Origin of the sequence: Streptomyces sp. NPDC012827, assembly GCF_042900905.1 — a bacterium.
Taxonomy (GTDB): Bacteria; Actinomycetota; Actinomycetes; order Streptomycetales; family Streptomycetaceae; genus Streptomyces; species Streptomyces gulbargensis.
In genome coordinates this window covers 569,486-595,134 of record NZ_JBIBBY010000001.1, presented here as the reverse complement: position 1 = coordinate 595,134, position 25,649 = coordinate 569,486, and the positions used below count along the sequence as shown (strand labels likewise).

At 71.4% G+C, this 25,649-nt stretch carries 25 protein-coding genes and 1 tRNA gene; 20 read left to right on the top strand and 6 right to left on the bottom strand.

Features of this window, described 5'->3' with window-relative positions; all coding sequences use genetic code 11:
• The first annotated feature begins 24 nt into the window (after window positions 1–24).
• The 15 genes from ACFY60_RS02665 (at window position 25) to ACFY60_RS02595 (ending at window position 16,712) form a co-directional block, all read left to right on the top strand.
• A complete protein-coding gene (locus tag ACFY60_RS02665) occupies window positions 25–1,659 on the top strand; it encodes an ABC transporter substrate-binding protein (protein ID WP_388607380.1) in 1,635 nt (544 codons plus the stop codon).
• A gap of 91 nt (window positions 1,660–1,750) precedes the next feature.
• A complete protein-coding gene (locus ACFY60_RS02660; protein WP_388607381.1) occupies window positions 1,751–2,677 on the top strand; it encodes an ABC transporter permease in 927 nt (308 codons plus the stop codon).
• Window positions 2,670–3,620: an ABC transporter permease gene (locus tag ACFY60_RS02655; RefSeq protein ID WP_388607383.1), complete on the top strand. Its 951-nt coding sequence runs from the start codon at window positions 2,670–2,672 to the stop codon at window positions 3,618–3,620. Before ACFY60_RS02660 ends, ACFY60_RS02655 begins: the two co-directional genes overlap by 8 nt.
• Window positions 3,621–3,637: 17 nt before the next feature.
• Complete coding sequence (locus ACFY60_RS02650; protein WP_388607385.1) at window positions 3,638–4,696, top strand: ABC transporter ATP-binding protein; 1,059 nt, start codon at window positions 3,638–3,640, stop codon at window positions 4,694–4,696.
• Window positions 4,689–5,795: a dipeptide ABC transporter ATP-binding protein gene (locus ACFY60_RS02645; protein ID WP_345284849.1), complete on the top strand. Its 1,107-nt coding sequence runs from the start codon at window positions 4,689–4,691 to the stop codon at window positions 5,793–5,795. Before ACFY60_RS02650 ends, ACFY60_RS02645 begins: the two co-directional genes overlap by 8 nt.
• A gap of 171 nt (window positions 5,796–5,966) precedes the next feature.
• Complete coding sequence (locus tag ACFY60_RS02640) at window positions 5,967–7,592, top strand: ABC transporter substrate-binding protein (RefSeq protein ID WP_345284847.1); 1,626 nt, start codon at window positions 5,967–5,969, stop codon at window positions 7,590–7,592.
• A gap of 87 nt (window positions 7,593–7,679) precedes the next feature.
• Window positions 7,680–8,603 (top strand): ABC transporter permease, encoded by a 924-nt coding sequence (locus tag ACFY60_RS02635; protein ID WP_388607387.1) that lies wholly within the window; start codon window positions 7,680–7,682, stop codon window positions 8,601–8,603.
• A complete protein-coding gene (locus tag ACFY60_RS02630; protein WP_388607388.1) occupies window positions 8,596–9,585 on the top strand; it encodes an ABC transporter permease in 990 nt (329 codons plus the stop codon). The genes ACFY60_RS02635 and ACFY60_RS02630 overlap by 8 nt, the downstream gene beginning before the upstream one ends.
• Before the next feature lie 6 nt (window positions 9,586–9,591).
• On the top strand, window positions 9,592–10,575 hold the full coding sequence (locus ACFY60_RS02625) for an ABC transporter ATP-binding protein (protein ID WP_388607390.1): 984 nt from the start codon (window positions 9,592–9,594) through the stop codon (window positions 10,573–10,575).
• Window positions 10,568–11,671: an ABC transporter ATP-binding protein gene (locus ACFY60_RS02620; protein ID WP_388607393.1), complete on the top strand. Its 1,104-nt coding sequence runs from the start codon at window positions 10,568–10,570 to the stop codon at window positions 11,669–11,671. Before ACFY60_RS02625 ends, ACFY60_RS02620 begins: the two co-directional genes overlap by 8 nt.
• A gap of 57 nt (window positions 11,672–11,728) precedes the next feature.
• Window positions 11,729–12,673 carry a hypothetical protein gene (locus ACFY60_RS02615; RefSeq protein WP_388607395.1) on the top strand — a complete coding sequence of 315 codons (945 nt, stop codon included), beginning with the start codon at window positions 11,729–11,731 and terminating at the stop codon, window positions 12,671–12,673.
• Between the two features lie 319 nt (window positions 12,674–12,992).
• A complete protein-coding gene (locus ACFY60_RS02610; RefSeq protein ID WP_053640878.1) occupies window positions 12,993–13,187 on the top strand; it encodes a hypothetical protein in 195 nt (64 codons plus the stop codon).
• Window positions 13,188–13,237: 50 nt separating this feature from the next.
• Entirely contained in the window at window positions 13,238–14,131 is an 894-nt protein-coding gene (gene mshB, locus ACFY60_RS02605) for an N-acetyl-1-D-myo-inositol-2-amino-2-deoxy-alpha-D-glucopyranoside deacetylase (RefSeq protein ID WP_388607397.1), read from the top strand.
• Window positions 14,128–14,481, top strand: a complete 354-nt coding sequence (locus ACFY60_RS02600; RefSeq protein WP_345284832.1) for a DUF6113 family protein — start codon at window positions 14,128–14,130, stop codon at window positions 14,479–14,481. Before mshB ends, ACFY60_RS02600 begins: the two co-directional genes overlap by 4 nt.
• A 176-nt stretch (window positions 14,482–14,657) precedes the next feature.
• Window positions 14,658–16,712 carry a hypothetical protein gene (locus tag ACFY60_RS02595; protein WP_388607399.1) on the top strand — a complete coding sequence of 685 codons (2,055 nt, stop codon included), beginning with the start codon at window positions 14,658–14,660 and terminating at the stop codon, window positions 16,710–16,712.
• A gap of 72 nt (window positions 16,713–16,784) precedes the next feature.
• Here ACFY60_RS02595 and ACFY60_RS02590 read toward each other — a convergent pair whose 3' ends face one another.
• Window positions 16,785–17,147 carry a DUF1304 domain-containing protein gene (locus ACFY60_RS02590; RefSeq protein ID WP_388607401.1) on the bottom strand — a complete coding sequence of 121 codons (363 nt, stop codon included), beginning with the start codon at window positions 17,145–17,147 and terminating at the stop codon, window positions 16,785–16,787.
• 134 nt (window positions 17,148–17,281) lie between these two features.
• On the opposite strand from ACFY60_RS02590, the gene ACFY60_RS02585 reads away from it, so the two are divergent.
• A tRNA-Ala gene (locus ACFY60_RS02585) sits at window positions 17,282–17,356 on the top strand.
• 62 nt (window positions 17,357–17,418) lie between these two features.
• Here ACFY60_RS02585 and ACFY60_RS02580 read toward each other — a convergent pair.
• A complete protein-coding gene (locus ACFY60_RS02580) occupies window positions 17,419–18,270 on the bottom strand; it encodes a tetratricopeptide repeat protein (protein ID WP_388607403.1) in 852 nt (283 codons plus the stop codon).
• Complete coding sequence (locus ACFY60_RS02575; RefSeq protein WP_388607405.1) at window positions 18,267–19,268, bottom strand: GNAT family N-acetyltransferase; 1,002 nt, start codon at window positions 19,266–19,268, stop codon at window positions 18,267–18,269. The genes ACFY60_RS02580 and ACFY60_RS02575 overlap by 4 nt, the downstream gene beginning before the upstream one ends.
• A gap of 112 nt (window positions 19,269–19,380) precedes the next feature.
• Here ACFY60_RS02575 and fdxA point away from each other — a divergent pair, with 112 nt between their 5' ends.
• Both fdxA and dapC read left to right on the top strand, forming a co-directional pair.
• A complete protein-coding gene (gene fdxA, locus ACFY60_RS02570; RefSeq protein ID WP_058940613.1) occupies window positions 19,381–19,701 on the top strand; it encodes a ferredoxin in 321 nt (106 codons plus the stop codon).
• An 87-nt stretch (window positions 19,702–19,788) separates the two neighbouring features.
• A complete protein-coding gene (dapC, locus tag ACFY60_RS02565; protein ID WP_388607407.1) occupies window positions 19,789–20,886 on the top strand; it encodes a succinyldiaminopimelate transaminase in 1,098 nt (365 codons plus the stop codon).
• A 70-nt stretch (window positions 20,887–20,956) separates the two neighbouring features.
• Here the strand turns inward: dapC and ACFY60_RS02560 are convergent, their stop codons facing one another.
• Together ACFY60_RS02560 and ACFY60_RS02555 are read right to left on the bottom strand one after the other, a co-directional pair.
• Entirely contained in the window at window positions 20,957–21,358 is a 402-nt protein-coding gene (locus ACFY60_RS02560; protein WP_388607410.1) for an ATP-binding protein, read from the bottom strand.
• A gap of 373 nt (window positions 21,359–21,731) precedes the next feature.
• Complete coding sequence (locus tag ACFY60_RS02555; protein WP_388607413.1) at window positions 21,732–22,667, bottom strand: hypothetical protein; 936 nt, start codon at window positions 22,665–22,667, stop codon at window positions 21,732–21,734.
• Between the two features lie 29 nt (window positions 22,668–22,696).
• Between ACFY60_RS02555 and dapE the strand changes: the two genes are divergently transcribed.
• Together dapE and ACFY60_RS02545 are read left to right on the top strand one after the other, a co-directional pair.
• A complete protein-coding gene (gene dapE, locus ACFY60_RS02550; protein ID WP_388607414.1) occupies window positions 22,697–23,800 on the top strand; it encodes a succinyl-diaminopimelate desuccinylase in 1,104 nt (367 codons plus the stop codon).
• A gap of 75 nt (window positions 23,801–23,875) precedes the next feature.
• The gene (locus tag ACFY60_RS02545) at window positions 23,876–24,625 is read left to right on the top strand and encodes a TIGR00730 family Rossman fold protein (protein ID WP_388607415.1); all 750 of its coding nucleotides are present in this window, start codon (window positions 23,876–23,878) and stop codon (window positions 24,623–24,625) included.
• 69 nt (window positions 24,626–24,694) lie between these two features.
• Here the strand turns inward: ACFY60_RS02545 and folP are convergent, their stop codons facing one another.
• Entirely contained in the window at window positions 24,695–25,555 is an 861-nt protein-coding gene (gene folP / locus ACFY60_RS02540; protein WP_309052755.1) for a dihydropteroate synthase, read from the bottom strand.
• Window positions 25,556–25,649 lie beyond the last annotated feature (94 nt).

Genomic DNA, 25,649 nt, shown 5'->3' with positions numbered 1-25,649 from the left:
AGTGGACTCATGAGGAGGAACCCCATGCGTGGTGCCAAGAGCGCCAAGTGGGTTGCGGGCGCGATCGCCGTCGCCCTGGCAGCGACCGCCTGTGGCGGCAGCAAGGACAACGGGGAGGGCAAGGCCAAGGACGGCGGCGCGGTGAGCGTCGGCATCTCGGAGCCGAAGCGTCTCGTCCCGCAGACGACGACCGAGTCCGAGGGCTCGCAGGTGCTGGACGCGCTGTTCCGTCCGCTCGTCAGCTACGACGACAAGAACCAGCCGGTCGAGGACGCCGCGGAGTCCATCACCACGACCGACAACAAGCTCTGGACCATCAAGATCAAGCCGGGGCAGAAGTTCCACGACGGCACCCCGGTGACCGCCAAGAGCTACGTCCAGGGCTGGAACTGGGGCGCCTACGGCCCGAACGCGGCCGACGGCAACTACTTCTTCGCCACCATCGAGGGCTACGACGCCCTCAACCCGGCGGACCCGGACGGCGAGGAGGGCCCGAAGAAGGCTCCCGAGCCGACCGCCAAGGAGCTCTCGGGCCTGAAGGTCGTCGACGACACCACCTTCACGGTCAAGCTGGCGAAGCCCTTCGCCGACTACAAGACCGTTCTCGGTTACACGGTCTTCTACCCGCTGCCGGACGCCGCCATCGCCAACATCAAGGCGTACGAGCAGGCTCCGATCGGCCAGGGCGCCTTCAAGATCGACGGCAAGTGGGACCACAACAAGTCGATCAAGGTAGTCAAGAACCCTGACTACACGGGCACGAACAAGCCCAAGGTCGACTCCGTGACCTACAAGATCTACCAGAAGCAGGAGACGATGTACAAGGACGTCGTCGCCGGCGCCCTGGACGTCGTCCCGCAGGTCCCGAGCTCCGAACTGGCCAACGCCCCGAAGCAGTTCGGCAAGCGCTTCAAGTCGTCCCCGGCGTCGACCTTCCAGTTCGTGTCGTTCCCGACGTACGACAAGAAGTACGCGAAGCCGGAGATCCGCAAGGCGATCTCGATGGCGATCGACCGCGAGGAGATCACCAAGGTGATCCTCAACGACTCGCAGTCGCCGGCCCGTTCCTTCGTCTCCCCGGTCGTGGGCGGCTACCGCGAGAACACCTGCGGTGACTCCTGCAAGTTCGACCCGGCTGCCGCCAAGGCGATGCTCGCCAAGGCCGGCGGCATCGAGGGCAACAAGATCAACATCGGCTACAACGGCGATGGCGGTCACAAGGAGTGGGTGGACGCCACCTGCAACCAGATCAAGAAGAACCTCGGTGTCGACTGCGTCGGCCAGGCCGTCCCGCAGTTCGCCGAGCTGCTGACCCAGGTCGAGCAGAAGAAGTTCTCCGGCATGTTCCGGATGGGCTGGATCATGGACTACCCGTCCATGGAGAACTACCTCGGCCCGCTGTTCACCACCGGTGGTTCCTCGAACTACTACGGCTACAGCAACAAGAAGTTCGACAGCCTGGTCGAGCAGGGCCGCGCGGCCAAGACCTCCGCCGACGCCATCAAGCTGTGGCAGCAGGCCGAGGACGTCCTCGTCCAGGACATGCCGGTGATCCCGCTCCGCTTCGGCAAGAACGTGTTCGCGCACAGCAAGAACGTGACGAACGTGGAGATGGACCTCTTCAACCGGGTCGACGTCACCAAGATCTCGAAGGCCTAAGGGCCTCAGGCATCTGACCCACTTTTAAGAGTCGAGAACGGCGGCGGGGGCCGGCAACACCGGCCCCCGCCGTTTCTCGCGAGGAGGATCCATGGGCCGGTTCGTCATCCGACGAATCCTTCAGATGGTGCCCGTCTTCATCGGCACCACGTTGATCGTCTATTTTCTCGTCACGCAGATGGGTGGCGACCCCATCCAGAACCTGTACGGCGAGAAGCCCGTACCCGACAACATCAGAGCGACGCTCACCGCTCAGTACCACCTCGACGACCCGTTCTTCGTGAGGTACTGGTACTACTTCACGGGTCTGCTCCAGGGCGACTTCGGTGAGTCCATCAACCAGGGCCGGCCCATCGTCGAGCTCCTCGCCGAGGCCTGGCCGGAGACGCTGAAGGTCGCCGGTGTGGCCTTCACCTTCGAGCTCGTCATCGGCGTCGTCGCCGGTGTCCTCGCGGGCATGCGCCGCGGCAGCTTCATGGACAACCTGGTGCTCGTCTCCACCCTGACCGTCATCGCCGTCCCGATCTTCGTGCTCGGCAATGTCACCCAGACCTTCCTCGGTATGGAATGGGGCCTGTTCCCCGTCTCCGGCACCGATGACGGGTTCTCCAGCTACCTGCTGCCGGGCATGGTGCTCGGCTCGGTGTCGCTGGCCTACATCGCGCGTCTCGCACGGGCGTCGGTCGCCGAGAACCTCCGCGCCGACTACATCCGTACCGCCAAGGCCAAGGGCCTGCCGAAGAGCCGCGTCGTCGGCATCCACGTGCTGCGCAACTCGCTGATCCCCGTCGTCACGTATCTGGGCGCCGACCTCGGCTCCCTCATGGGCGGCGCGATCGTCACCGAGGGCATCTTCAACATCCCCGGCGTGGGCTACCAGCTCTTCACCTCCCTGAACGTGGAGGACGGACCGGCGGTCGTCGGATTCGTCAGCCTGCTGGTGCTCGTCTACCTGATCTCCGCGCTGGTCGTGGACCTGCTGTACGCCGTGCTTGACCCGAGGATTCGCTATGAGTGACACGACCCAGAAGTCCGACACGGCCGTCGAGAACCCCGCCGGCCCCACCGCGCCCGCTCCGGTCCCGGCCGCGCAGGACAAGACCCGCAGCCTCGCGCAGGACGCCTTCCGCGACCTGGTCCGCAACCCGATGTTCATCATCTCGGCGGTCCTCATCTTCGTCATCCTGGTGATCGCGGCCTTCCCGGGCCTCTTCACCAGCGTCGACCCGCTCGCGTGCGACCTGAAGCACTCGATGGAGGGCCCCAGCGGCAGCGCCTGGTTCGGCTACAACTTCCAGGGCTGCGACGTCTACTCGCAGACCATCTACGGCACCCGCAACTCGGTGATCGTGGGTGTCCTGACGACGGCCTTCTCCCTGGTCATCGGCGGCCTCGTGGGTGTCCTCGGCGGCTTCTTCGGCAAGTGGACGGACGCCCTCCTCTCGTTCGTCACGAACGTCTTCTTCGGACTGCCGCTGCTGCTCGCCGCGATCGTCATCCTGAACAACTTCCGTGACGAGAAGGGCATGCGCAACGCCGGCGTCATGGCCGTGGTGCTCACGCTGACCGCGGTCGGCTGGATGTCCATGGCCCGCGTCATGCGCGGCGCCGTCATGCAGGTCAAGCAGGCCGACTACGTGGCCGCCGCGCGCTCGCTCGGTTCCTCCACCTCGCGCATGATGTTCCGTCACGTGCTGCCGAACTCCGTCACTCCGCTGATCGTGGTCGCCACGATCTCGCTCGGTGCGGTCATCGGCGCGGAGGCGACCCTGAGCTTCCTCGGCATCGGCATCAGGCCGCCGGCCATTTCCTGGGGCGTGATGATCTCCGAGGCGCAGGACCGCATCTCCTCGGGCCTGCACCCGCTGCTGTTCCCCTCCGGAATGCTCACCATCACGGTGCTCGCCTTCATCATGCTCGGCGACGCGGTTCGTGACGCCTTCGATCCGAAGCTGCGCTGAGAGGTAGGACGAACGCAGTGACCACTATCGACAAGACCGCGGCCGTCCCGGCGCCGCGCGACGGCGAGACCCACGAGGGTCCGCTCCTCGACGTCCGTGACCTCCACGTGGAGTTCCGTACGCGTGAGGGCGTCGCGAAGGCCGTGAACGGCGTCTCGTACTCCGTGAGCGCGGGCGAGACCCTCGCCGTCCTCGGCGAGTCGGGCTCCGGCAAGTCCGTGACCGCGCAGGCGATCATGGGCATCCTCGACACCCCGCCTGGTTTCGTGACCAAGGGAGAGATCCTCTTCCGCGGCCAGGACATGCTGAAGATGTCCGAGGAGGAGCACCGCAAGGTGCGCGGCAGCAAGATCGCGATGATCTTCCAGGACGCGCTCTCCTCGCTGAACCCGGTCCTCTCCGTCGGCTACCAGCTCGGCGAGATGTTCCGGGTGCACCAGGGCCTCTCCAAGAAGGAGGCCAAGGCCAAGGCCATCGAGCTGATGGACCGGGTGAAGATCCCGGCCGCCGCGGCGCGCGTCAACGACTACCCGCACCAGTTCTCCGGCGGTATGCGCCAGCGCATCATGATCGCCATGGCGCTCTCCCTGGAGCCGGACCTGATCATCGCGGACGAGCCCACCACGGCGCTCGACGTGACGGTCCAGGCGCAGGTCATGGACCTGCTCGCCGAGCTCCAGACCGAGTACAACATGGGTCTGATCCTGATCACCCACGACCTCGGCGTGGTCGCCGACGTCGCGGACAAGATCGCCGTGATGTACGCGGGCCGGATCGTGGAGCGGGCGCCGGTGCACGAGCTGTACAAGCGCCCGGCCCACCCGTACACCAAGGGGCTGCTCGACTCGATCCCGCGCCTGGACCAGAAGGGCCAGGAGCTGTACGCGATCAAGGGCCTGCCGCCCAACCTGCTCAAGATCCCGTCGGGCTGCGCCTTCAACCCGCGCTGCCCCCGCGCCGAGGACATCTGCCGTACGGACGTCCCGCCGCTGGCCCCGGTGACCGAGCAGGACGGCGCGGAGCTGCCGGGCCGCGGCAGCGCCTGCCACTTCTGGAAGGAGACGATCCATGGCTGAGCTCAGCAAGAACGACAAGGCCGAGGATGTGTCCGAGGCGGAGGCCGTAGCCGCCATCGAGGCCCCCGTCGAGCGCGGCGAGCCGATCCTCCAGGTGCGCAACCTGCAGAAGCACTTCCCGCTGACGCAGGGCATCCTCTTCAAGAAGCAGGTCGGCGCGGTCAAGGCCGTGGACGGGGTCTCCTTCGACCTCTTCCAGGGCGAGACCCTGGGCATCGTGGGCGAGTCCGGCTGTGGCAAGTCCACCGTCGCCAAGCTCCTCATGAGCCTGGAGAAGGCCACCGCCGGCGAGGTCTTCTACAAGGGCCAGGACATCACCAAGCTGTCCGGGCGCGCGCTGAAGGCGGTCCGCCGGAACATCCAGATGGTGTTCCAGGACCCGTACACCTCGCTCAACCCGCGCATGACGGTCGGCGACATCATCGGCGAGCCCTTCGACATCCACCCCGAGGTGGCCCCGAAGGGCGACCGGCGCCGCAAGGTGCAGGAGCTGCTCGACGTCGTCGGTCTGAACCCCGAGTACATCAACCGCTACCCGCACCAGTTCTCCGGCGGTCAGCGCCAGCGCATCGGCATCGCCCGCGGCCTCGCGCTCAACCCGGAGATCATCATCTGCGACGAGCCGGTCTCCGCCCTGGACGTCTCCGTCCAGGCGCAGGTCATCAACCTGATGGAGAAGCTGCAGGACGAGTTCAACCTGTCCTACATCTTCATCGCGCACGACCTGTCGATCGTCCGGCACATCTCGGACCGCGTGGGCGTCATGTACCTCGGCAAGATGGCCGAGATCGGTACGGACGAGCAGATCTACGACCACCCCACGCACCCGTACACCCAGGCGCTGCTCTCCGCGGTGCCGGTGCCGGACCCGGAGGCCCGCGCGCACCGCGAGCGGATCATCCTGACCGGTGACGTGCCCTCGCCGGCGAACCCGCCGTCGGGCTGCCGCTTCCGCACCCGCTGCTGGAAGGCCCAGGACAAGTGCGCGACGGAGGTCCCGGTCCTCGCGATCCCGGAGCGCTTCCAGGGCCAGGACACCCTGGCCGCGCACGAGTCGGCCTGCCACTTCGCGGAGGAGCGGACGGTCCTCTCCGTCTGATCCGGCGCGACACCCCGTACGACGGAAAGCCCCCGGCACCCCACCAGGTGCCGGGGGCTTTCCCGTGCCTCCGCGAGCCCCGGTTCATCCGGACGCCATAAAAGTGCATACCCGTCAATATCAGGTGATATTGGGCCCTAAGTGAGTCCGAGGACCAACGGGAGGCATGTCATGCGCGGAGCCACGCTCGCCAGGTGGGCCGCTCTGGCCACCGCCGTCGCCCTCGCGGCGACCGCCTGCGGCGGCGGCGACGACAGCGGCGGCGGAGGGGCCGACGGCATCGTGTCCTCCTCGTGGGGCGACCCGCAGAACCCGCTGGAGCCGGCGAACACCAACGAGGTCCAGGGCGGCAAGGTCCTCAACATGATCTTCCGCGGTCTCAAGCAGTACGACCCGAAGACCGGCGAGGCCAAGGACATGCTCGCCGAGAAGATCGAGACCAAGGACTCGACCACCTTCACCATCACGGTCAAGGACGGCTGGACCTTCTCCAACGGCGAGAAGGTCACCGCCCAGTCCTTCGTCGACGCCTGGAACTACGGCGCCCACCTGAAGAACAACCAGAAGAACGCCTACTTCTTCGGGTACATCGAGGGCTACGACAAGGTCCACCCCGACCAGGGCGAGCCGACCGCCGACACCCTCTCCGGCCTCAAGGTCACCGGACCGCGCACCTTCACGGTCAAGCTCACGCAGAAGTTCTCGACCTTCCCCGACACCCTCGGCTACGCGGCCTTCGCACCCCTCCCGAAGGCCTTCTTCACCGACCACGCCGGCTGGCTGTCGAAGCCCGTCGGCAACGGCCCGTACACCGTCGACTCGTACTCCAAGGGCTCCCAGATGGCCCTGAAGCGGTGGGACGGCTACCCCGGCGAGGACAAGGCCCAGAACGGCGGCGTCACCCTCAAGGTCTACACCGACAACAACACCGCCTACACCGACCTCCTCGCCGGCAACCTCGACCTGGTCGACGACGTGCCCGCCGCCCAGCTGAAGAACGTCCAGGCCGACCTCGGCGAGCGCTACATCAACACCCCCGCCGGCATCATCCAGACGCTCTCCATCCCCTTCTACGAGCCCGCCTGGAACAAACCGGGCCAGGAGAAGCTCCGCAAGGGCCTCTCCATGGCGATCAACCGCGCCCAGATCACCGAGACGATCTTCCAGAAGACCCGCACCCCCGCCAAGGACTGGACCTCCCCGGTCCTCGGCGCCGACGGCGGCTACAAGGAGCTGTGCGGCGAGGCCTGCGAGTACGACCCGGCCGAGGCGAAGAAGCTGGTCGCGGAGGGCGGCGGCATCCCCGGCGGCACGCTGAGGATCTCGTACAACGCCGACACCGGCTCCCACAAGCAGTGGATCGACGCCGTCTGCAACTCCATCAACCGCGCCCTCGGCAACGACCGGGCCTGCGTCGGCAACCCCGTCGGCACCTTCGCCGACTACCGCAACCAGGTCACCACCCAGAAGCTGAAGGGCCCCTTCCGGGCCGGCTGGCAGATGGACTACCCGCTCATCCAGAACTTCCTCCAGCCGATGTACTACACCAACGCCTCGTCCAACGACGGCAAGTACTCCAACCCGGAGTTCGACAAGCTCGTCGACCAGGCCAACGCCGAGACCGACACCAAGAAGGCCGTCGAACTCTTCCAGAAGGCCGAGGAAGTCCTCCGCGACGACATGGGCGCCATCCCGCTCTGGTACCAGAACGGCAGCGCCGGCTACTCCGACCGCATCACCAACGTCTCCCTGAACCCGTTCAGCGTCCCGGTCTACGACCAGATCAAGGTCAACTGACGCCGGAGCAGGCCGACGGCGTACGGCCCGGCCCGCGGACCTCCGCGCCGGGCCGTACGCCTACCCCCCACACCCCCGGAGCCCCTCATGGGTCGTTATGTGATCCGGCGACTGCTGCAGATGATCCCGGTCTTCTTCGGCGCCACGCTGCTGATCTTCCTGATGGTGAACGTGATGGGCGACCCCATCGCCGGCCTGTGCGGCGACCGCCAGTGCGACCCGGCGACCGCCGCCCGGCTCAAGAAGGAATTCGGCCTCGACAAGCCGGTCTGGCAGCAATACCTGACCTACATGGGGAACGTCTTCACCGGCGACTTCGGCACGGCCTTCAACGGCCAGGAGGTCACCGAGCTGATGGGCAACGCCTTCCCGGTCACCATCCGCCTCACGATCGTCGCCGTCCTCTTCGAGATCGTCATCGGCATCAGTCTCGGCGTCCTCACCGGCCTGCGGCGCGGCCGCCCCGTCGACACCGGCGTGCTGCTGCTGACCCTGGTCGTCATCTCCGTCCCGACCTTCGTCACGGGCCTGCTCGCCCAGCTCCTCCTCGGCGTCAAGTGGGGCTGGATCAAACCCTCCGTCTCCTCCGCCGCCACCTTCGACGAACTGATCCTCCCCGGCCTGGTGCTCGCCTCCGTCTCCCTCGCCTACGTCACCCGGCTCACCCGCACCTCCATCGCCGAGAACAAGCGAGCCGACTACGTCCGCACCGCCGTCGCCAAGGGCCTGCCGCGCCGCCGGGTCATCACCCGCCACCTGCTGCGCAACAGCCTCATCCCCGTGGTGACCTTCATCGGCACCGACGTCGGCGCCCTCATGGGCGGGGCCATCGTGACCGAACGGATCTTCAACATCCACGGCGTCGGCTACCAGCTCTACCAGGGCATCCTCCGCCAGAACACCCAGACCGTCGTCGGCTTCGTGACCGTCCTCGTCCTGGTCTTCCTGGTGGCGAACCTGCTCGTCGACCTCCTGTACGCCGTCCTTGACCCGAGGATCCGCTATGCCTGACCAGCCCGAGCAGCCGTACGACGGCCAGGCCATCGCCCCCACGGGCGGCGGCGGCGCCTACGACCTCGCGATGGCCGAGGCCGAGACCCTGGAGAAGGGCCCGCAGGCCCCCCCGGACGGCACCGGCCCGGACAACAAGCCCCGCTCGCTGTGGTCCGACGCCTGGCACGACCTGCGCCGCAACCCCGTCTTCATCGTCTCCGGCCTGATCATCGTCTTCCTGGTGCTCATCGCCGTCTGGCCGCGGCTCATCGCCGACGGCAACCCGCTCGACTGCGACCTCGCCAAGGCCCAGCAGGGCTCCCAGCCCGGCCACCCCTTCGGCTTCGACACCCAGGGCTGCGACGTCTACACCCGCACCGTCCACGGCGCCCGCGCCTCCATCCAGGTCGGCGTCTTCGCCACCCTCGGCGTCGCCGTCCTCGGCTCCGTCCTCGGCGGCCTCGCCGGCTTCTTCGGCGGCGCCTGGGACGGGTTCCTCTCCCGCGTCACCGACGTCTTCTTCGCGATCCCCGTCGTCCTCGGCGGCCTCGTCCTGCTCTCCGTCGTCAGCAGCAACACCGTGTGGCCCGTCATCGGCTTCATGGTCCTGCTCGGCTGGCCGCAGATCTCCCGCATCGCCCGCGGCTCCGTCATCACCGCCAAACAGAACGACTACGTCCAGGCCGCCCGGGCCCTCGGCGCCTCGAACACCCGGATGCTCCTGCGCCACATCACGCCCAACGCCCTGGCCCCGGTCATCGTCGTCGCCACCATCGCCCTCGGCACGTACATCGCCCTGGAGGCGACGCTCTCCTTCCTCGGCGTCGGCCTCAAACCGCCCACGGTCTCCTGGGGCATCGACATCTCCGCCGCCTCGCAGAACGTCCGCAACGCCCCGCACATGCTGCTCTGGCCGGCCGGCGCGCTCGCCGTCACCGTCCTCGCCTTCATCATGCTCGGCGACGCCGTCCGCGACGCCCTCGACCCCAAGCTGAGGTAGGGACCCATGCTGCTCGAAGTGCGCGACCTGCACGTGGAGTTCCACACCCGCGACGGCGTCGCCAAGGCCGTCAACGGCGTCAACTACTCCGTCGACGCGGGGGAGACCCTCGCCGTCCTCGGCGAGTCCGGCTCAGGCAAGTCCGTGACCGCGCAGGCGATCATGGGCATCCTCGACATGCCGCCCGGCCGCATCACCGGCGGCCGGATCCTCTTCCAGGGACAGGACCTCCTCACGCTCAAGGAGGAGGAGCGGCGCAAGGTCCGCGGCGCCAAGATGGCGATGATCTTCCAGGACGCGCTTTCCTCGCTCAACCCCGTCCTCACCGTCGGCGACCAGCTCGGCGAGATGTTCCAGGTCCACCGCGGCATGTCCAGGAAGGACTCCCGCGCCAAGGCCGTCGAACTCATGGACCGGGTCCGCATCCCCGCCGCCCGGGAACGCGTCGGCCAGTACCCCCACCAGTTCTCCGGCGGCATGCGCCAGCGGATCATGATCGCCATGGCGCTCGCCCTCGAACCCGAGCTGATCATCGCGGACGAGCCCACCACCGCCCTCGACGTCACCGTCCAGGCCCAGGTCATGGACCTCCTCGCCGAGCTCCAGCGCGAACTCGACATGGGCCTCATCCTCATCACCCACGACCTCGGCGTCGTCGCGGACGTCGCCGACAAGATCGCCGTGATGTACGCCGGCCGGATCGTCGAACAGGCCCCCGTCCACGAGATCTACAAGGCCCCCGCCCACCCCTACACCCGGGGCCTGCTCGAATCCATCCCCCGCCTCGACCAGAAGGGCCAGGAGCTCTACGCCATCAAGGGCCTCCCGCCCAACCTCCTGAACATCCCGCCCGGCTGCGCCTTCAACCCCCGCTGCCCCCTCGCCCAGGACGTCTGCCGGACCGACGTACCGCCGCTGTACCCGGTCACCGACTCGCCCGTGCCGAGGACGAGCGCCTGCCACTTCTGGAAGGAGTGCCTCCATGGCTGAGAAGGCCGAGGCGATTCTCGAAGTCCGGGACCTGCACAAGCACTACCCGCTCACCCAGGGCGTCCTCCTCAAGAAGCAGGTCGGCGCCGTCAAGGCCGTCGACGGCGTGGACTTCGATCTCGCCGCGGGGGAGACCCTCGGCATCGTCGGCGAATCCGGCTGCGGCAAGTCGACCGTCGCGAAGATGCTGGTCAACCTGGAGCGCCCGACCTCCGGTGCCATCCGCTACAAGGGCGAGGACCTCACCCGGCTCTCCGCGAAGGCCCTCAAGGCGGTCCGCCGGAACATCCAGATGGTGTTCCAGGACCCGTACACCTCGCTCAACCCGCGCATGACGGTCGGCGACATCATCGGCGAGCCGTACGAGATCCACCCCGAGGTGGCCCCGAAGGGCGACCGGCGCCGCAAGGTGCAGGAGCTGCTCGACGTCGTCGGTCTGAACCCCGAGTACATCAACCGCTACCCGCACCAGTTCTCCGGCGGTCAGCGCCAGCGCATCGGCATCGCCCGCGGCCTCGCCCTGCGCCCCGAGATCATCGTCGCCGACGAACCGGTCTCCGCGCTCGACGTCTCCGTCCAGGCGCAGGTCATCAACCTGATGGAGAAGCTGCAGGACGAGTTCAACCTGTCCTACGTCTTCATCGCGCACGACCTGTCGATCGTCCGGCACATCTCCGACCGGGTCGGCGTCATGTACCTCGGCCGGATCGTCGAGATCGGCACCGACGCCGAGATCTACGAACACCCCACCCATCCCTACACCCAGGCCCTGCTCTCCGCCGTCCCCGTGCCCGACCCCGAGGCACGCGCCCACCGCGAGCGGATCATCCTCACCGGCGACGTGCCCTCCCCGGCGAACATCCCCTCCGGCTGCCGCTTCCGCACCCGCTGCTGGAAGGCCCAGGAACGCTGCGCCCTCGAAGTCCCCCTCCTCGCCGTCCCCGCCGCCTTCCGGCACGCCGACAGCCCCGCCCGGCACGACTCCGCCTGCCACTTCGCCGAGGAGAAGCAGGTCGTCCCGCCCGAGGAGCCGGACCACGGCCCGGCCGGTCCCCGGGGCGGCGCCAGCCTCTACCGGGACCCCGACCGGCCCTGAACGCCGGGGGCGCGGAACCGCTTGTCCCGGCCGGGGGCGACCGCGAGGATCGGGACCGTGACTGTGACACGCCCGGCACGTCTCACCGGCGCCGCGTTCTGCGCCGCACTCGTCCTCCTGTCCGCCGTCTGGATCCTCAGGGACCTGGCCGCCCTCGGCTCACCCCTCGCCCTCGTCCGGTACTGGGCCGGGGACCACGCCCCCCTCACGGGCGGCCGGTCGCACACCTCCCTCGTCGAACCGCTGCTCCTGCTCGCCACCGCCGCCACCGCCGTCGCCTCCCTCCGTTCCCGTCACGCCGCCTCCGCGCTCGCCGCCACCGGGGCGGTCACCCTGGCCCTGCGCCTCCCCGGCCTATGGGCGTCCGGCACCGGCGCCCTCGTCAGCACCCTCCTCCAGCTCGCCCTCGCCACCGGACTCGTCGTCACCGCCGTCGCCGGCCGCCGCCCGCCCCGCTCCGCCCGCGAACCGCTGCCCACCCGCCCGCGCACCGGCCCCGCCGCCACCGCCGGCGCCCTCCTCGTCACCGCCGCGGCCGCCGGCACCCTCTGGGAGGCGTACTGGGCCACCGAACTGCCCCTGGAGATCACCGTCGACCGGTTCACCGGCGGCCGGTCCGTCGCCCGGCCGGCCCTCGGCGTCCCCCCGGGCTGGCTCGCCGCCGTCCTCACCGCCCTCCACCTCACCGCCGGGATCTCCGCCCTCGCCCGCGCCCGCCACACCCGCGCCTTCGGCCTCCTCGCCGGCGGGCTCCTCACCGGCGGCGGCCTGGCGCAGGTGGTGCAGCTGATCCGGTACGAGACGCTGCCCGGGTTCGCCGACCTGACCGCCCCCGGCACGCTCCACGCCCTCAGCTCCCTCTTCGCCCTGCTCGCCGGACTCGCCGTCCTCGCGCTCCTCGCCGGACGCGGCGCCCCCGACCCCGTACCACCCGGAGCGCCGTACGCCCCGGCGGGCGCGCCTCCCCCGGCCCCACCCTCCCCACGCCCGCCCGGCTGGTGAGACGCCCGCCGGCCCGTACCCCACCGCCCCGGTCGCGAGCGAACTTCCGAGGCGAGGAATTCGGCCATTCCGTCACGGCCGCCGACTGCCCTCAAAAAGGCCCCCGTCCAGCCCGTTCGAGTACGGGGGAGCACGACCGGCGGTCCACGCGCGGCCGAAAACAGCGGTGTGCGCCCCCTCTGTGCCTCCGTCCGCCGATCGATGCGATGGCACGGATAGTTATGATCCGTAGCACTGGGTGGGTAGGTATCCGCCCGGCACATGCAGCCTGACCGAACCGCTCGACCATCCGACCGAAGAAGTGTGGAGGTGAACCGCCGTGGCACTCTCGATCTCCGTGGTGGTGCTGCTGGCGATCGTCGTCTTCCTGCTGATCCGGAAATCCGGGCTGAAGGCTGGACACGCGGCGATCTGCGCGCTCCTCGGTTTCTACCTGGCGAGCTCGTCCATCGCCCCGTCCATCAGCACCCTGACCACCAATGTGGCGGGCATGATCGGCGGCCTCAAGTTCTGACCCGGGCAGGCCGCCGGTCCGCCGGTGGCCCCGCCTCGTAGGCTGGGGCCATGACCGAGCTTCCCGCCCGTCGTCTGCTCCTCGTGCACGCGCACCCGGACGACGAGTCGATCAACAACGGCGCCACCATGGCCAGGTACGCGGCCGAGGGGGCCCTCGTCACCCTGGTCACCTGCACCCTGGGCGAGGAGGGCGAGGTCATCCCGCCCGGCCTCGCCCACCTGGCGCCGGACCGGGAGGACCGGCTCGGCCCCCACCGCGCGGGCGAACTCGCCGCCGCCATGGCCGAGCTCGGCGTCACCGACCACCGCTTCCTCGGCGGCCCGGGCCGCTTCCGCGACTCGGGGATGAGGGGTGTCGAACAGAACGAGCGCCCCGGCGCCTTCTGGAACACCCCCGTCGACGAGGCCGCCCCGTACCTCGTGGAGATCGTCCGCGAGACCCGCCCCCAGGTCCTCGTCACCTACGACCCGGACGGCGGCTACGGCCACCCCGACCACATCCAGGCCCACCGGGTCGCGATGCGCGCCGCCGACCTCGCCGCCGACCCGGCCTACCGCCCCGATCTCGGCCCGGCCCACACCATCGCCAAGATCTACTGGAACCGGGTCCCGCGCCCCGTCCTGGAGGCGGGCTTCGCCCGGCTGCGCGCCGAGGGATCCGCCTTCCCCGCCGTCGCCGCCCTCTCCGACGTCCCCGGCGTCGTCGACGAGGACCGCGTCACCGCCGAGATCGGCGGCCACCCCGCGTACGCCGCCCGCAAGACGGCCGCCATGGCCGCCCATGCCACCCAAGTCGCCGTGGACGGCCCCTTCTTCGCCCTGTCCAACGACCTCGGCCAGCCCATCCTCACCACCGAGTACTACGAGTTGGTCCGGGGCACCTCCGGTGCCCCCGCCGGCGAGCGCGAGACCGACCTCTTCGCCGGGGTGAGCGACCGGTGAACTTCTCCCCGGGCCGCTTCGCCCTCCACACCCTGCTCGTCGTCCTCGGCGCCCTCGTCGGCACCGCCGGCGCCCTCGTCCAAGCCGCCTGGCTGCCCGGCGGCTTGCTCCTGGCCCTGCTCGCCACCGCCGGCCTCTTCTACGGCGGGCTGCGGGCCGTCGGCGGCCCGTTCGCCGTGGTCACCGCCGGCGCCGGCTGGCTCCTCGCCGTCATCCTCCTCAGCTTCCGACGTCCCGAGGGCGACGGAGTGTTCGGGGGCGGCCTCGCCGAGCTGCTCTACCTTTTCGGAAGCATGGCGATCGCTGTGATGTGCGCCACCCGTGCCGCGCCGGGCCGTCCGGCCGCGTGAGCAGGCCGACTTGAGACCGGCGTCGCCCTGACTTCGGCCGGATTGCCCGTCGCGGTCCGACCGGGGGTCGGGTACGAGACGGCGGCGGCCAGTATGGTGGTGCGCGCCGCCGAACCGCCCGGGTCAGAACGAACATCAGCAAGAGCGGGCGGCGGAGCCAACCGGGAGATCCTGCTTTGAGTCGTGAAACTGGTCGAGAGACTGACAGTCCGTCCTCCGGCGCCCAGGGGCGCGGTGGAGCCGCCTACCCCTCAGGGACCCCGCCGTACGGATCCCGCCAGTATCCGTCGCTCCACCCCACGCAGGACGCGCCGGAGGAGAGCCCCGTCGCGCCCGCGCCGCCGGAGGAGCCCAAGACCGAGACCACGCTGACCACCCGGATCCGGATCAACATCCCGGGTTCGCGGCCGATCCCGCCCGTCGTGGTCCGCAAGCCCGTCGCCGGGTCCGCCGAGCCGGAGCCCGCGCCGGAACCCGCCGCCCCGGCCCCGGAGCCCGAGCCCGAGCCGCGGCCGGCCCCGGAGCCGCCGCGCGCGGAGGAGCCGGCGCCGGCGAAGCCCAAGGGGACCAGCGACTGGTTCGCCCCGCGCAAGCCGGCCGCCCCGGCGCCCGCCTCCGGGCCCGCCCCGGCGTCGCCCCAGGCCCCCGTGCCCGCGCCCGCCCCTGCTCCGAAGTCGGCGCCCGGCCCCGGTCGGCAGACCCCCGGCACCGGTTTCGCCGGGTCCGCGACCTCCGGTGTCCCGACGGTCGGCAGCACCCCGTCGAGCCGCCCGGTCACCTCGCAGGCGGCCCCGGGCAACCCCCTGTACGACACGGGCACCCCGGCCGCCGGCACGCCCGCGTACCAGCAGACCCCGCCGAACGGCACCCCGGTCCACGAAGGCCCCGCCGCCGGTCTGCCGGGGCGGCCGGATCCGGGCGCCGGCGCGCCGACCGGGCCCACCACCGGCCCGGCCACCGGCACCGCCACGTTCACCGGCCCCGGTCCGCAGGGGCCCGTGGGCCCCCAGGGCGGTCCCGGCGCGGGGGCGCCGCGGATGTCCGACGACACCGCGATCCTGACCCCGCAGCAGCCGGCCCCCCGGCCCGCGCCGGGCACCGCGCCGGGACGGCCGGCCGAGGGCGGTCACGTCTCCGGCGACACGCTCTCCAGCGGCATGCCCGCGGTCCCCGCGTCCGCCGCCCGCCGCACGCCCGAGCCGGCCCCCGCCCGGAGCGCGGAGGAGACCCCGGCGCCGGCCCCGCGTCCCGCCGCCCCGGCCCAGAGCCGCGCCGCGCGCAAGAAGGGCCGCTCCAAGCTGGTCCTGGCCGCCGCGGGTCTCGTCGGCATCGCCGGTGTCGCCTACGGCGCCGGACTGCTCCTCAACCACTCCGACGTCCCCAAGGGCACCACGGTCCTCGGCGTGGACATCGGCGGCGGTACGAAGGAGGAGGCCGTCAACAAGCTGGAGGCGGCCCTCGGCAAGCGGACCACCACCCCGCTGCGGCTCAGTGTCGGCGGCAAGAAGGTGGAGCTGGCCCCCGACAAGGCGGGTCTCTCCCTGGACAGCCAGGAGACCGTCCGCGCCGCCGCCGGCAGCGACTACAACCCGGTCTCGGTCATCGGCTCCCTCTTCGGCGGCGAACGGGTCGCCAAGCCGGTCTTCCCGGTCGACGAGGAGAAGCTCGCCGTCGCCCTGCGCGACCTGGCCGGCACCTCCGCCTCGGCCACCGAGGGCACCATCCTCTTCTCGCCGAACAAGGTCACCCCGGTCGAGGGCAGGCCCGGCAAGGCGCTGGACATCCAGCGCTCGATGATCTCGGTCCGGGACGCCTACCGTGCCCAGGTCGAGACGGGCGCGCCCAACGTCGTCGAGCTCCCCGTGACCACCCGTCGGCCGACCGTCACCAAGGCGGAGCTGGACCGTGCGATGCGGGAGTTCGCCCAGCCGGCCATGTCCGACCTGATCACGATCAAGGCGGGCGGGAAGCAGATCGACTTCGGCCCGGCCCGGTCCCTGCCGCAGATCCTCTCCATGAAGGCCGTGGACGGCCGCCTCGTGGAGGTCTACGACAAGAAGGCCATCGACCGGCTCCTCGACGGCGCCTTCGAGGGAGTCATGATCACCAAGGGTGACGGCACCAAGCACGAGGTGTCCGCCGACGACGTCGCCTACGTGATGCGGGACGCGCTGCGCGGCAAGACCCGCGCGGAGCGCACCCGGACGATCGACCTCAGCGGCGAGGGCTGACCGCCCCCGTCGCCGTGGCCCGGGCCCCGTCCTTCCGGACGGGGGCCCCGGGCTTTCCCGGGCTCCGGCCGGTCAGCCGGCGACGAGGACGGCGGAGAGCGCGAGCGCCCCGGGCAGGGCCTGGGCGAAGAGGATCCGGCGGTTGGCGGTGGCGGCTCCGTAGAGGCCCGCGATCACCACGCAGGACAGGAAGAAGACCTGGACGCGGAAGCCCGTGGGATCTTCCGCGACGAGGCCCCAGACGAGCCCGGCGGCGAGGAAACCGTTGTAGAGCCCCTGGTTGGCGGCCATGGTCGCGGTCTCGCGGGCCATCGTGGCGTCGAAGCCGGAGAAGCGCCGGCCCGGCTCCTTCTGCCAGAGGAACATCTCCATGACCAGGATGGAGGCGTGCAGCAGGGCGACGAGGGCCACGAGGATGTCGGCGGTCAGCGGCATGGGCCCATTCTGCCGCCGGACCCGCTCAGGGGCGGGTGTCGACGCGGGGGTGTCCCGCCCCTTCACCGGGGCGCCGGGCCGGCCCGGAAATCCCTGGCGCCGCCGAGGTGACAGCGCGTAAGGTTCTGCCCAAGGCGGGGTCGTAGCACAGAGGTAATGCGCCGCGATGGCATCTCGGAGGACGCCGGTTCGAATCCGGCCGCCCCGCCCCCTCCACACAGGGAGCAGGACCTGCGGCGAGACACCCGCGCCGCGTGCGCTCCGTGGCGGCCTAGTTCAGCCGGGCCCGCGCCGCCTGCGCCCTGCGGCGGATCGTGACCGCCGCCTCCGGGTCCACGGCGTCCATCACCCGCGCGTACGCCTCCATCTCCGCCGCGCCGGTCAGGAAGTCCCCGCGCCGCACCAGCAGTTCCGCGCGCTCGTAACGGAGCCTGGCGGGGTGGGACGGCAGCAGCAGGGAGAGTTCCACCGCCCACAGGGCCACGTCCGAGCGCTCCGGGCGCGGGGCCGCCCACGCGCGGATGTTGTTCAGGATGCGCAGCACGATCGCCCCCGGCTCCGCCGGCCGCAGCATCGACCGGTCGAGCGACTCGCCGGTCGCGCTCGCCACGAGCAGCTCCGCGTCCGCGCCCGTCAGGGGCCGCCCGCCGGCGAAGGGGTCGGCCAGGTGCAGCTCGGCCGGGTCCCCGAACCCCACCACGAAGTGACCGGGCAGCCCGAGCCCGTACACGGGCGCGCCGGCCCGGCGGGCCACCTCCATCCAGACCACGGAGAGCAGGATCGGCAGCCCTCTGCGCCGCCGCAGCACCTCGTGCAGCAGCGAGGACTCCAGGCGCTGGTAGTCCGCGGGCACTCCCTCGAAGCCTTCGCGGCGGCCGAGGAGGGCGGCCAGCTCCCGGGCCCAGTCACCGGTGACCCGGGTCGCGTACGGCACCAGACCGGCGAGCCGGTCGAGCTCCATGTCCGCCCGCTCCAGGTCCTCCTCGGTGACCGACGGGTCGGCCACCGCGCCGATCAGCAGGCAGAGCCGGGCCAGGTCGGGCCGCTCGGAGCGTGCCTCCTCCGCGAACTCCCGCCGCCGGTCGGGCGGCCCGGCCGGTTCCACCGGTGGCTCCTCGCTCACGCCTCCGCCCACCGGTAGTGGTGGTAGTGGTGGTGGGTCGCGAAGCCCAGCCCGTCGTACAGGGCGCGCGCCCCGTCGTTCTCCGTCTCCACCTGGAGCCAGGCCGCCGACGCGCCCTCCTCCAGGGCCCGCCGGGCCAGCGCCGTCATGACGGCGGTCGCCAGTCCCCGCCGGCGCTGCTCCGGGTCGACCTCGACGGCGAGGAACCCCGCCCACCGGCCGTCCACCACGCACCGCCCGATCGCCGCCGGGACCTCTCCCGGACCCGGGACGGAGGCGAACCACACGCTCGGCCCCGAGGCGAGGACGGCACGGGCGGTGGCGTCCACCTCCCCGAAGCGCCGGTAGCGGCGCAACCAGGTGTCGTCGGCGGTGCGCGCCAGGCGGACGGCCGCCACGTCGGCGTCCACGTCCCCGACCGGCGCCAGGGCCCCGATCCGTACCTCCGCCGAGATCTCGCGCCGCCAGCCCCGCCGCTCCAGCTGGGCGCAGAGCAGCTCCTGGGTGCCCTCGGCGCCGGTGGCGGCCTGCACGATCGCGGGCAGCTTCCGGGCCTCGTACCACTCCCGTACGCGCTCCAGGGCCTCCGGGACGGGCATCCCGGGATCACCGAGCGGCAGGACCGAGTTGGCCCGCCGGGTGAACCCGCCCGCCGCCCGCAGGGTCCATTCCCCGAGCGGCTCGCTCTCCGGCGGTTCCCAGGCGCGCGCCGTCGCCCGGGCCAGCTCGGCGAAGGTGGCCGCGGGGCCCCTGCGGCGGGCCGGGGCGGCCGGTACGACCTTCCCCGCGACCAGCGCCGATTCCGGGATGCGGACGCCCTCACCGCTCTTTCGTGTGATCAGCAGCACACCGTCGTCCCAGGATGTGAGCACCCCGACCGAGTCCGTGAACTTCCCACCCTCGACACCCTGGGTCGTCACAGACCGAACGGAGACACGTTTTCCCACGTCAGCGCTGGTGATGCGGACCTCGAGCCGTCCTCCGCCGGTGAATTCCACAGCTTCTCCGCCCCTCCTGTTCGGATCGCCCTCAAGAACGGAGATACTAGGTGCGGGCATCGACGACGCCGCGCTCCCGCGCAGACCAGCCCTACCGAGGAGGAACGACAGCGTGACCTACGTCATCGCGCAGCCTTGTGTCGACGTCAAGGACAAGGCGTGCATCGAGGAGTGCCCCGTCGACTGCATCTACGAGGGCAAGCGGTCCTTGTACATCCACCCGGACGAATGCGTCGACTGCGGGGCCTGTGAGCCGGTCTGCCCGGTCGAGGCGATCTTCTACGAGGACGACACCCCGGAGGAGTGGAAGGACTACTACAAGGCGAACGTCGAGTTCTTCGACGAGCTCGGTTCGCCCGGTGGCGCCTCCAAGCTCGGCCTGATCGAGCGCGACCACCCCTTCATCGCCGCGCTGCCGCCGCAGAACGGCTGATCGACCGCACTCCGGTCCCGCACGGCGCCGCCCGCCGTGCGGGACCGAGGCGTTTTCCCGTACGTACGAGGAAGTGAGCCAAGAACCGTGAGCGCAGTCTCTTCGCGCCTGCCCGTCTTCCCCTGGGACAAGCTGGAGCCGTACAAGAGGACGGCCCTGGCGCACCCGGACGGAATCGTGGACCTCTCCGTCGGCACGCCCGTCGACCCGGTCCCGGCGCTGATCCAGAAGGCCCTGGTGGCCGCGGCGGACTCCCCGGGTTATCCGACCGTCTGGGGGACGAAGGAGCTGCGGGACGCGCTCACCGGCTGGTGCGAGCGGCGCCTGGGCGCCGTCGGCACGGCCCACGAGAACGTGCTGCCGGTGGTCGGCTCCAAGGAGCTGGTGGCCTGGCTGCCGACGCAGCTCGGGCTCGGCCCCGGCGACCAGGTCGCCCACCCGCGCCTCGCCTACCCGACGTACGAGGTCGGCGCGCGGCTCTGCGGCGCGGAGCCCGTCGTCTACGACGACCCCACCACCGACCTCGACCCGGCCGCGGTCAAGCTGCTGTGGCTCAACTCGCCGTCCAACCCGACCGGCCGGGTCCTCGGCAAGGACGAGCTGACCCGGATCGTGGCCTGGGCGCGCGAGCACGGCGTCCTCGTCCTGTCCGACGAGTGCTACCTGGAGCTGGGCTGGGAGGCCGACCCGGTCTCCGTGCTGCACCCGGACGTCTGCGGCGGCTCGTACGAGGGCCTCGTCGCCGTCCACTCGCTCTCCAAGCGCTCCAACCTGGCCGGTTACCGGGCCGCCTTCGTCGCGGGCGACGCGGCGGTGCTCGGCGAGCTGCTCCGGATCCGCAAGCACGGCGGCATGATGACCGCGGCGCCGGTGCAGGCGGCCACGGTCGCGGCGCTCTCGGACGACGCGCACGTGCTGGAGCAGCGCGAGCGGTACGCGGCCCGGCGCACCGCCCTGCGGACGGCTCTGGAGGGTCACGGCTTCCGGATCGAGCACAGCGAGGCGAGCCTCTACCTGTGGGCGACCCGGGACGAGCCGTGCTGGGAGACGGTGGCGTACCTGGCGGGGAAGGGCGTCCTGGTGGCGCCGGGCGACTTCTACGGCGAGGCGGGCGACCGGTTCGTGCGGGTCGCGTTCACGGCGACGGACGAGCGGGTCCGGGCCGCGGTCGAGCGCCTGCGCTGACGGCGGGAACGGGTGAGGGCCCGGGGAGCGGACGCTCCCCGGGCCCTCACCCGTTCGGTGCCGACGCGTGTCAGTCGCCCAGCGGCAGGCCGCCCAGGGTGCCCTGGGTCGGGTTCTCGGTGGTCCTGGTCACGAGGCGGCCCGCGCTGTCGGCGGCGTCACCGGTGGCCTCCTGGGCGAGCGGGGTGGCGGTCCGCCCCGCCGCGTCGACGGCCTTGCCGGCGGTCGGAGCGGCCGCGGCGACCGCCTCGCCGCCGGCCTCGCCGACGACACCGGTCGCGGTCTGCGAGGCGCTGTCGACGGTGCCGTTCGCGGTCGCGGTGTCCAGGGCGGTCACGCTGCCCAGGGCGCCGGTCGGCGCGAGGCCGTGGTCCAGGGCGCTCGCGGAGCCGGCCGCACCGACCACGGGGGCTGCGCCGGCCGCGAGGAGGAGGGCGGCGCGGGCGATCCGACGGGTCAGGGGGAGGGACATGGTGCTCCTTCGACGGAGAGGACGTGTACGCGGTGACAACCGGCTGCGGGGCGGGGGAGGTTGCGGCGACCGAAGGTAAAGAGTTGGCAATGCGTCGTATTGTCGGGTGGGGAGGAAAGCGGACGAACGCGTCCGTGTCGGGCTCCCTGCCGAACCGTCACTTCCCTTGTGCCGCAAGGCCGGAGCCGGGACGCGGACGGGGGCGTGGGGCGGCGTCCGGGGCAGGTGCGTGTCCCTCCGCGGTTCACCGGAGCCGCCCCCCGGGCGAGTGAACCACCGCACGCGTGACCGGTGGGCGCGCGGCGGTCCGCCGCGCCGGGAGCCCGCCTCCGGCCCGTCCGCCGCGCGGTCCGGCGACCGGCCCCCGGGGCCGCTACTGCGCCAGTCGCAGGCGGACCGTGCCCGGCTCCGCGGCGGACGAGCCGGAGGCGGGCTCCCAGCCGCCGCCCGAGTCGCTCGCGTGCCAGACCTTGCCCCCGTACGCGACCTCGACGACGCGCAGATCCTCCGCCCGCGCCACCGCCCACTGCGCCAGCTCCCAGCCGCGCCGGTCCCCGGCGGCCCGGCCCGTGCCCGTCACCGGCCGGACCGGCAGGGTCAGAACCGGCGGCCCCGAGGCCGGCCGGCCCGCGCTCGACCCGCCCGCCACCGCCGCGGGCACCGCCCCGCGGCCGAAGTCCCGCGCCAGCTCCTCGCGCACGTGGCGCGGATCGCCCGGCCGGCCGCCCGTCACGCGCGCCGTACAGGACAGCGCGGCCGGTGCCCGGCCCGTCAGCGCCGCGGAGAGCAGCGCCGCGTCCGGCTCGTGCTTCGCGTACGCCTGCGGGAAACCGCTCCGCTGCACCTTCTGCGCCGCCACCGTCAGCGGCAGCCGCGAATACCCCGGGACCTTCTCCAGCCCCTCGTAGAACTTCGTCGCCGAGTACACCGGATCCAGGATCTGCCGCGGCGTCCCCCAGCCCATCGAGGGCCGCTGCTGGAACAGCCCCAGCGAGTCCCGGTCACCGTGCTCGATGTTCCGCAGCGCCGACTCCTGCAGCGCCGTCGCCAGGGCGATCGTCACCGCCCGCTCCGGCAGCCCCCGGCCGGTGCCCACCGCCGAGATCGTCGCCGCGTTCGACGCCTGCTCCGGCGTGAACTCGTACCGGTTCTCCCCGCTGCCCACGCCGCACCGGGGCGCGCCTTTGCTCCCCGTCAGCTGGTGGACGGCGATGTAACCGGCGAGGCCGCAGAGCACGGCGAGGGCGGCCGCCGAACGGGCGAGGCGACCGCGACGGGCGGGACGGGTGGGCTCGGACACGGGGCCCACCGTACTGGAGCCCGGGTTAGGGTCGGCATATGGCTGACATCACCCCGCTCGACCCCGCTCTCGACCTGTCCCAGGACGGCGCCGCGCTCACCGCCGCCCTCGTCGACTTCCCGTCCGTCAGCGGGACCGAGGGACCGCTCGCCGACGCCATCGAGCGGGCCCTGAGGGCCCTGCCGCACCTCACCGTCGACCGGTACGGGAACAACGTCGTCGCCCGCACCACGCTCGGCCGCCCCGAGCGCGTCGTGCTCGCCGGCCACATCGACACCGTGCCCATCGCCGACAACGTGCCCTCCCGGCTCGACGGGAACGGCGTCCTGTGGGGCTGCGGCACCTCCGACATGAAGTCCGGCGTCGCCGTCCAGCTGCGGATCGCCGCCACCGTGCCCGAGCCCAACCGCGACCTCACCTTCGTCTTCTACGACAACGAGGAGGTCGCCGCCGACCTCAACGGTCTCGGCAAGGTCGCCGCCGCCCACCCCGAGTGGCTGGAGGGCGACTTCGCCGTCCTCCTCGAGCCCTCCGACGGCCAGGTCGAGGGCGGCTGCCAGGGCACCCTGCGGGTCGTCCTGCGCACCGCCGGCGAGCGCGCCCACTCCGCCCGCTCCTGGATGGGCTCCAACGCCATCCACGCCGCCGCCCCCATCCTGGAGCGCCTCGCCTCCTACGAGCCGCGCAGGCCGGTCATCGACGGCCTCCAGTACCACGAGGGCCTCAACGCCGTACGGATCGAGGGCGGCGTCGCCACCAACGTCATCCCCGACGCCTGCACGGTGACCGTCAACTACCGCTACGCCCCCGACCGCAGCCCGGCCGAGGCCCTGGCGTACGTCCGCGCCTTCTTCGACGGCTGCGGCGTCGCCGAGTTCGTCGTGGACGACGAGAGCCCCGGCGCCCTGCCCGGCCTCTCGCACCCCGCCGCCGAGGCCTTCATGAAGGCCGTGGGCGGCAGCGCCCAGCCCAAGTTCGGCTGGACCGACGTCGCCCGCTTCAGCGCACTCGGCGTGCCCGCCGTCAACTACGGACCCGGCGACGCCATCTACGCGCACAAGCGCGACGAGCACGTCCAGGTCGACCGGATCCACCACTGCGAGGCCCGGCTCCGCGACTGGCTGACCGCACGCCTTCCGTAATTTCGCCATTCGTCACCTCTGCCGTCCTACCCTGACCGGACCAGAAGATCGACGGATCGACGGAGGGAGCAGGCCATGGGGACCCCCGAAGGGGACACGAAGCCGGAGGAGCAGCGGCTCGGACCGGTGCTGCGGCGCAGGGACCAGGTCCAGCCCGGCACCACGGACCAGCGGCTGCTCGACACCGAGGGCGACTCGGAATGGGTGCACACCGACCCCTGGCGGGTCATGCGCATCCAGTCCGAGTTCGTCGAGGGCTTCGGCGCGCTGGCCGAACTGCCCAGCGCGATCAGCGTCTTCGGCTCGGCCCGTACCCGGCCCGACTCGCCCGAGTACGAGGCGGGCGTGAAGATCGGCAGGGCGCTCGTCGAGGCCGGTTTCGCGGTCATCACGGGCGGCGGGCCCGGCGCCATGGAGGCGGCCAACAAGGGAGCCAGGGAGGCCAAGGGCATCTCGGTCGGCCTCGGCATCGAGCTGCCCTTCGAACAGGGGCTCAACCCCCACGTCGACATCGGCGTGAACTTCCGCTACTTCTTCGTCCGCAAGACGATGTTCGTGAAGTACGCGCAGGGCTTCGTCGTGCTGCCCGGCGGCCTCGGCACACTGGACGAGCTGTTCGAGGCGCTCACCCTGGTCCAGACCCGCAAGGTGACCCGCTTCCCGATCGTGCTGTTCGGCACGGAGTACTGGAAGGGCCTCGTCGACTGGCTGCGCGACACCGTCGTCGCCGGCGGCAAGGCCTCCGAGCGGGACCTGCTCCTCTTCCACGTCACGGACGACGTGGAGGAGGCGGTCGCGCTCGTCACCAAGGAGGTCGGCCGGTAGGCCACCGCCCCCGGCCGGTCGTGGGGACGGCTCCGTCCGCCGCGACCGGCCCTTCCGGGGCCCGCCCCTCTACGCCAGGCCGCGCCGGGCGACGGCGGGGGGCCGGTGACCGGCGATGGAGGCCACCATGTCGAGGACCTGCTTCGTCTCGGCGACCTCGTGCACCCGGTACACCTGGGCGCCGAGCCACGCGGAGACGGCCGTCGTCGCCAGCGTGCCGAGCACCCGCTCCTTCACCGGCCGGTCCAGGGTCTCGCCCACGAAGTCCTTGTTGGACAGCGAGACCAGCACCGGCCAGCCCGTGGCGGTCATCTCGCCGAGCCGCCGGGTCGCCTCCAGGCTGTGCCGGGTGTTCTTCCCGAAGTCGTGCCCCGGGTCGATCATGATCCCGTCCCGCCGCACGCCGAGCGCCACCGCCCGCTCCGCCAGGCCGACGGTCACCCGCAGGATGTCGGCCATCACGTCCTCGTACGCGATCCGGTGCGGCCGGGTCCGCGGCTCCGCGCCGCCCGCGTGCGTGCACACCAGGCCCGCCCCGTACTTCGCCGCGACCTCCGCGAGCCGCGGGTCCACGCCGCCCCAGGCGTCGTTGAGGAGGTCCGCCCCGGCCTCGCAGACCGCCTCGCCGACATCGGCCCGCCAGGTGTCGACGCTGATCACCACGTCCGGGTGGCGGCGGCGCACCTCCGCGACGAAGCCGACCGTGCGGCGCGCCTCCTCCTCGGCCGTCACCTCCTCGCCGGGACCGGCCTTCACCCCGCCGATGTCGACGATCGCGGCGCCCTCGGCCACCGCCTGCTCGACCCGGGCGAGCGCCGGCTCGTCGCGGAAGGTCGCGCCCTGGTCGTAGAAGGAGTCCGGCGTCCGGTTCACGATCGCCATGATCACCGGCTCGTGCGGCCCGAATTCCCGCCGTCCCAAGCGCAGCATCCCTTTTGTCCTCCCTCGTGGCCGGTCGCCCGCATCGTCTGCGACCCTAACCGCCGGTGGCACGTGGCACGATCGGCACGGGACGAATTCCACT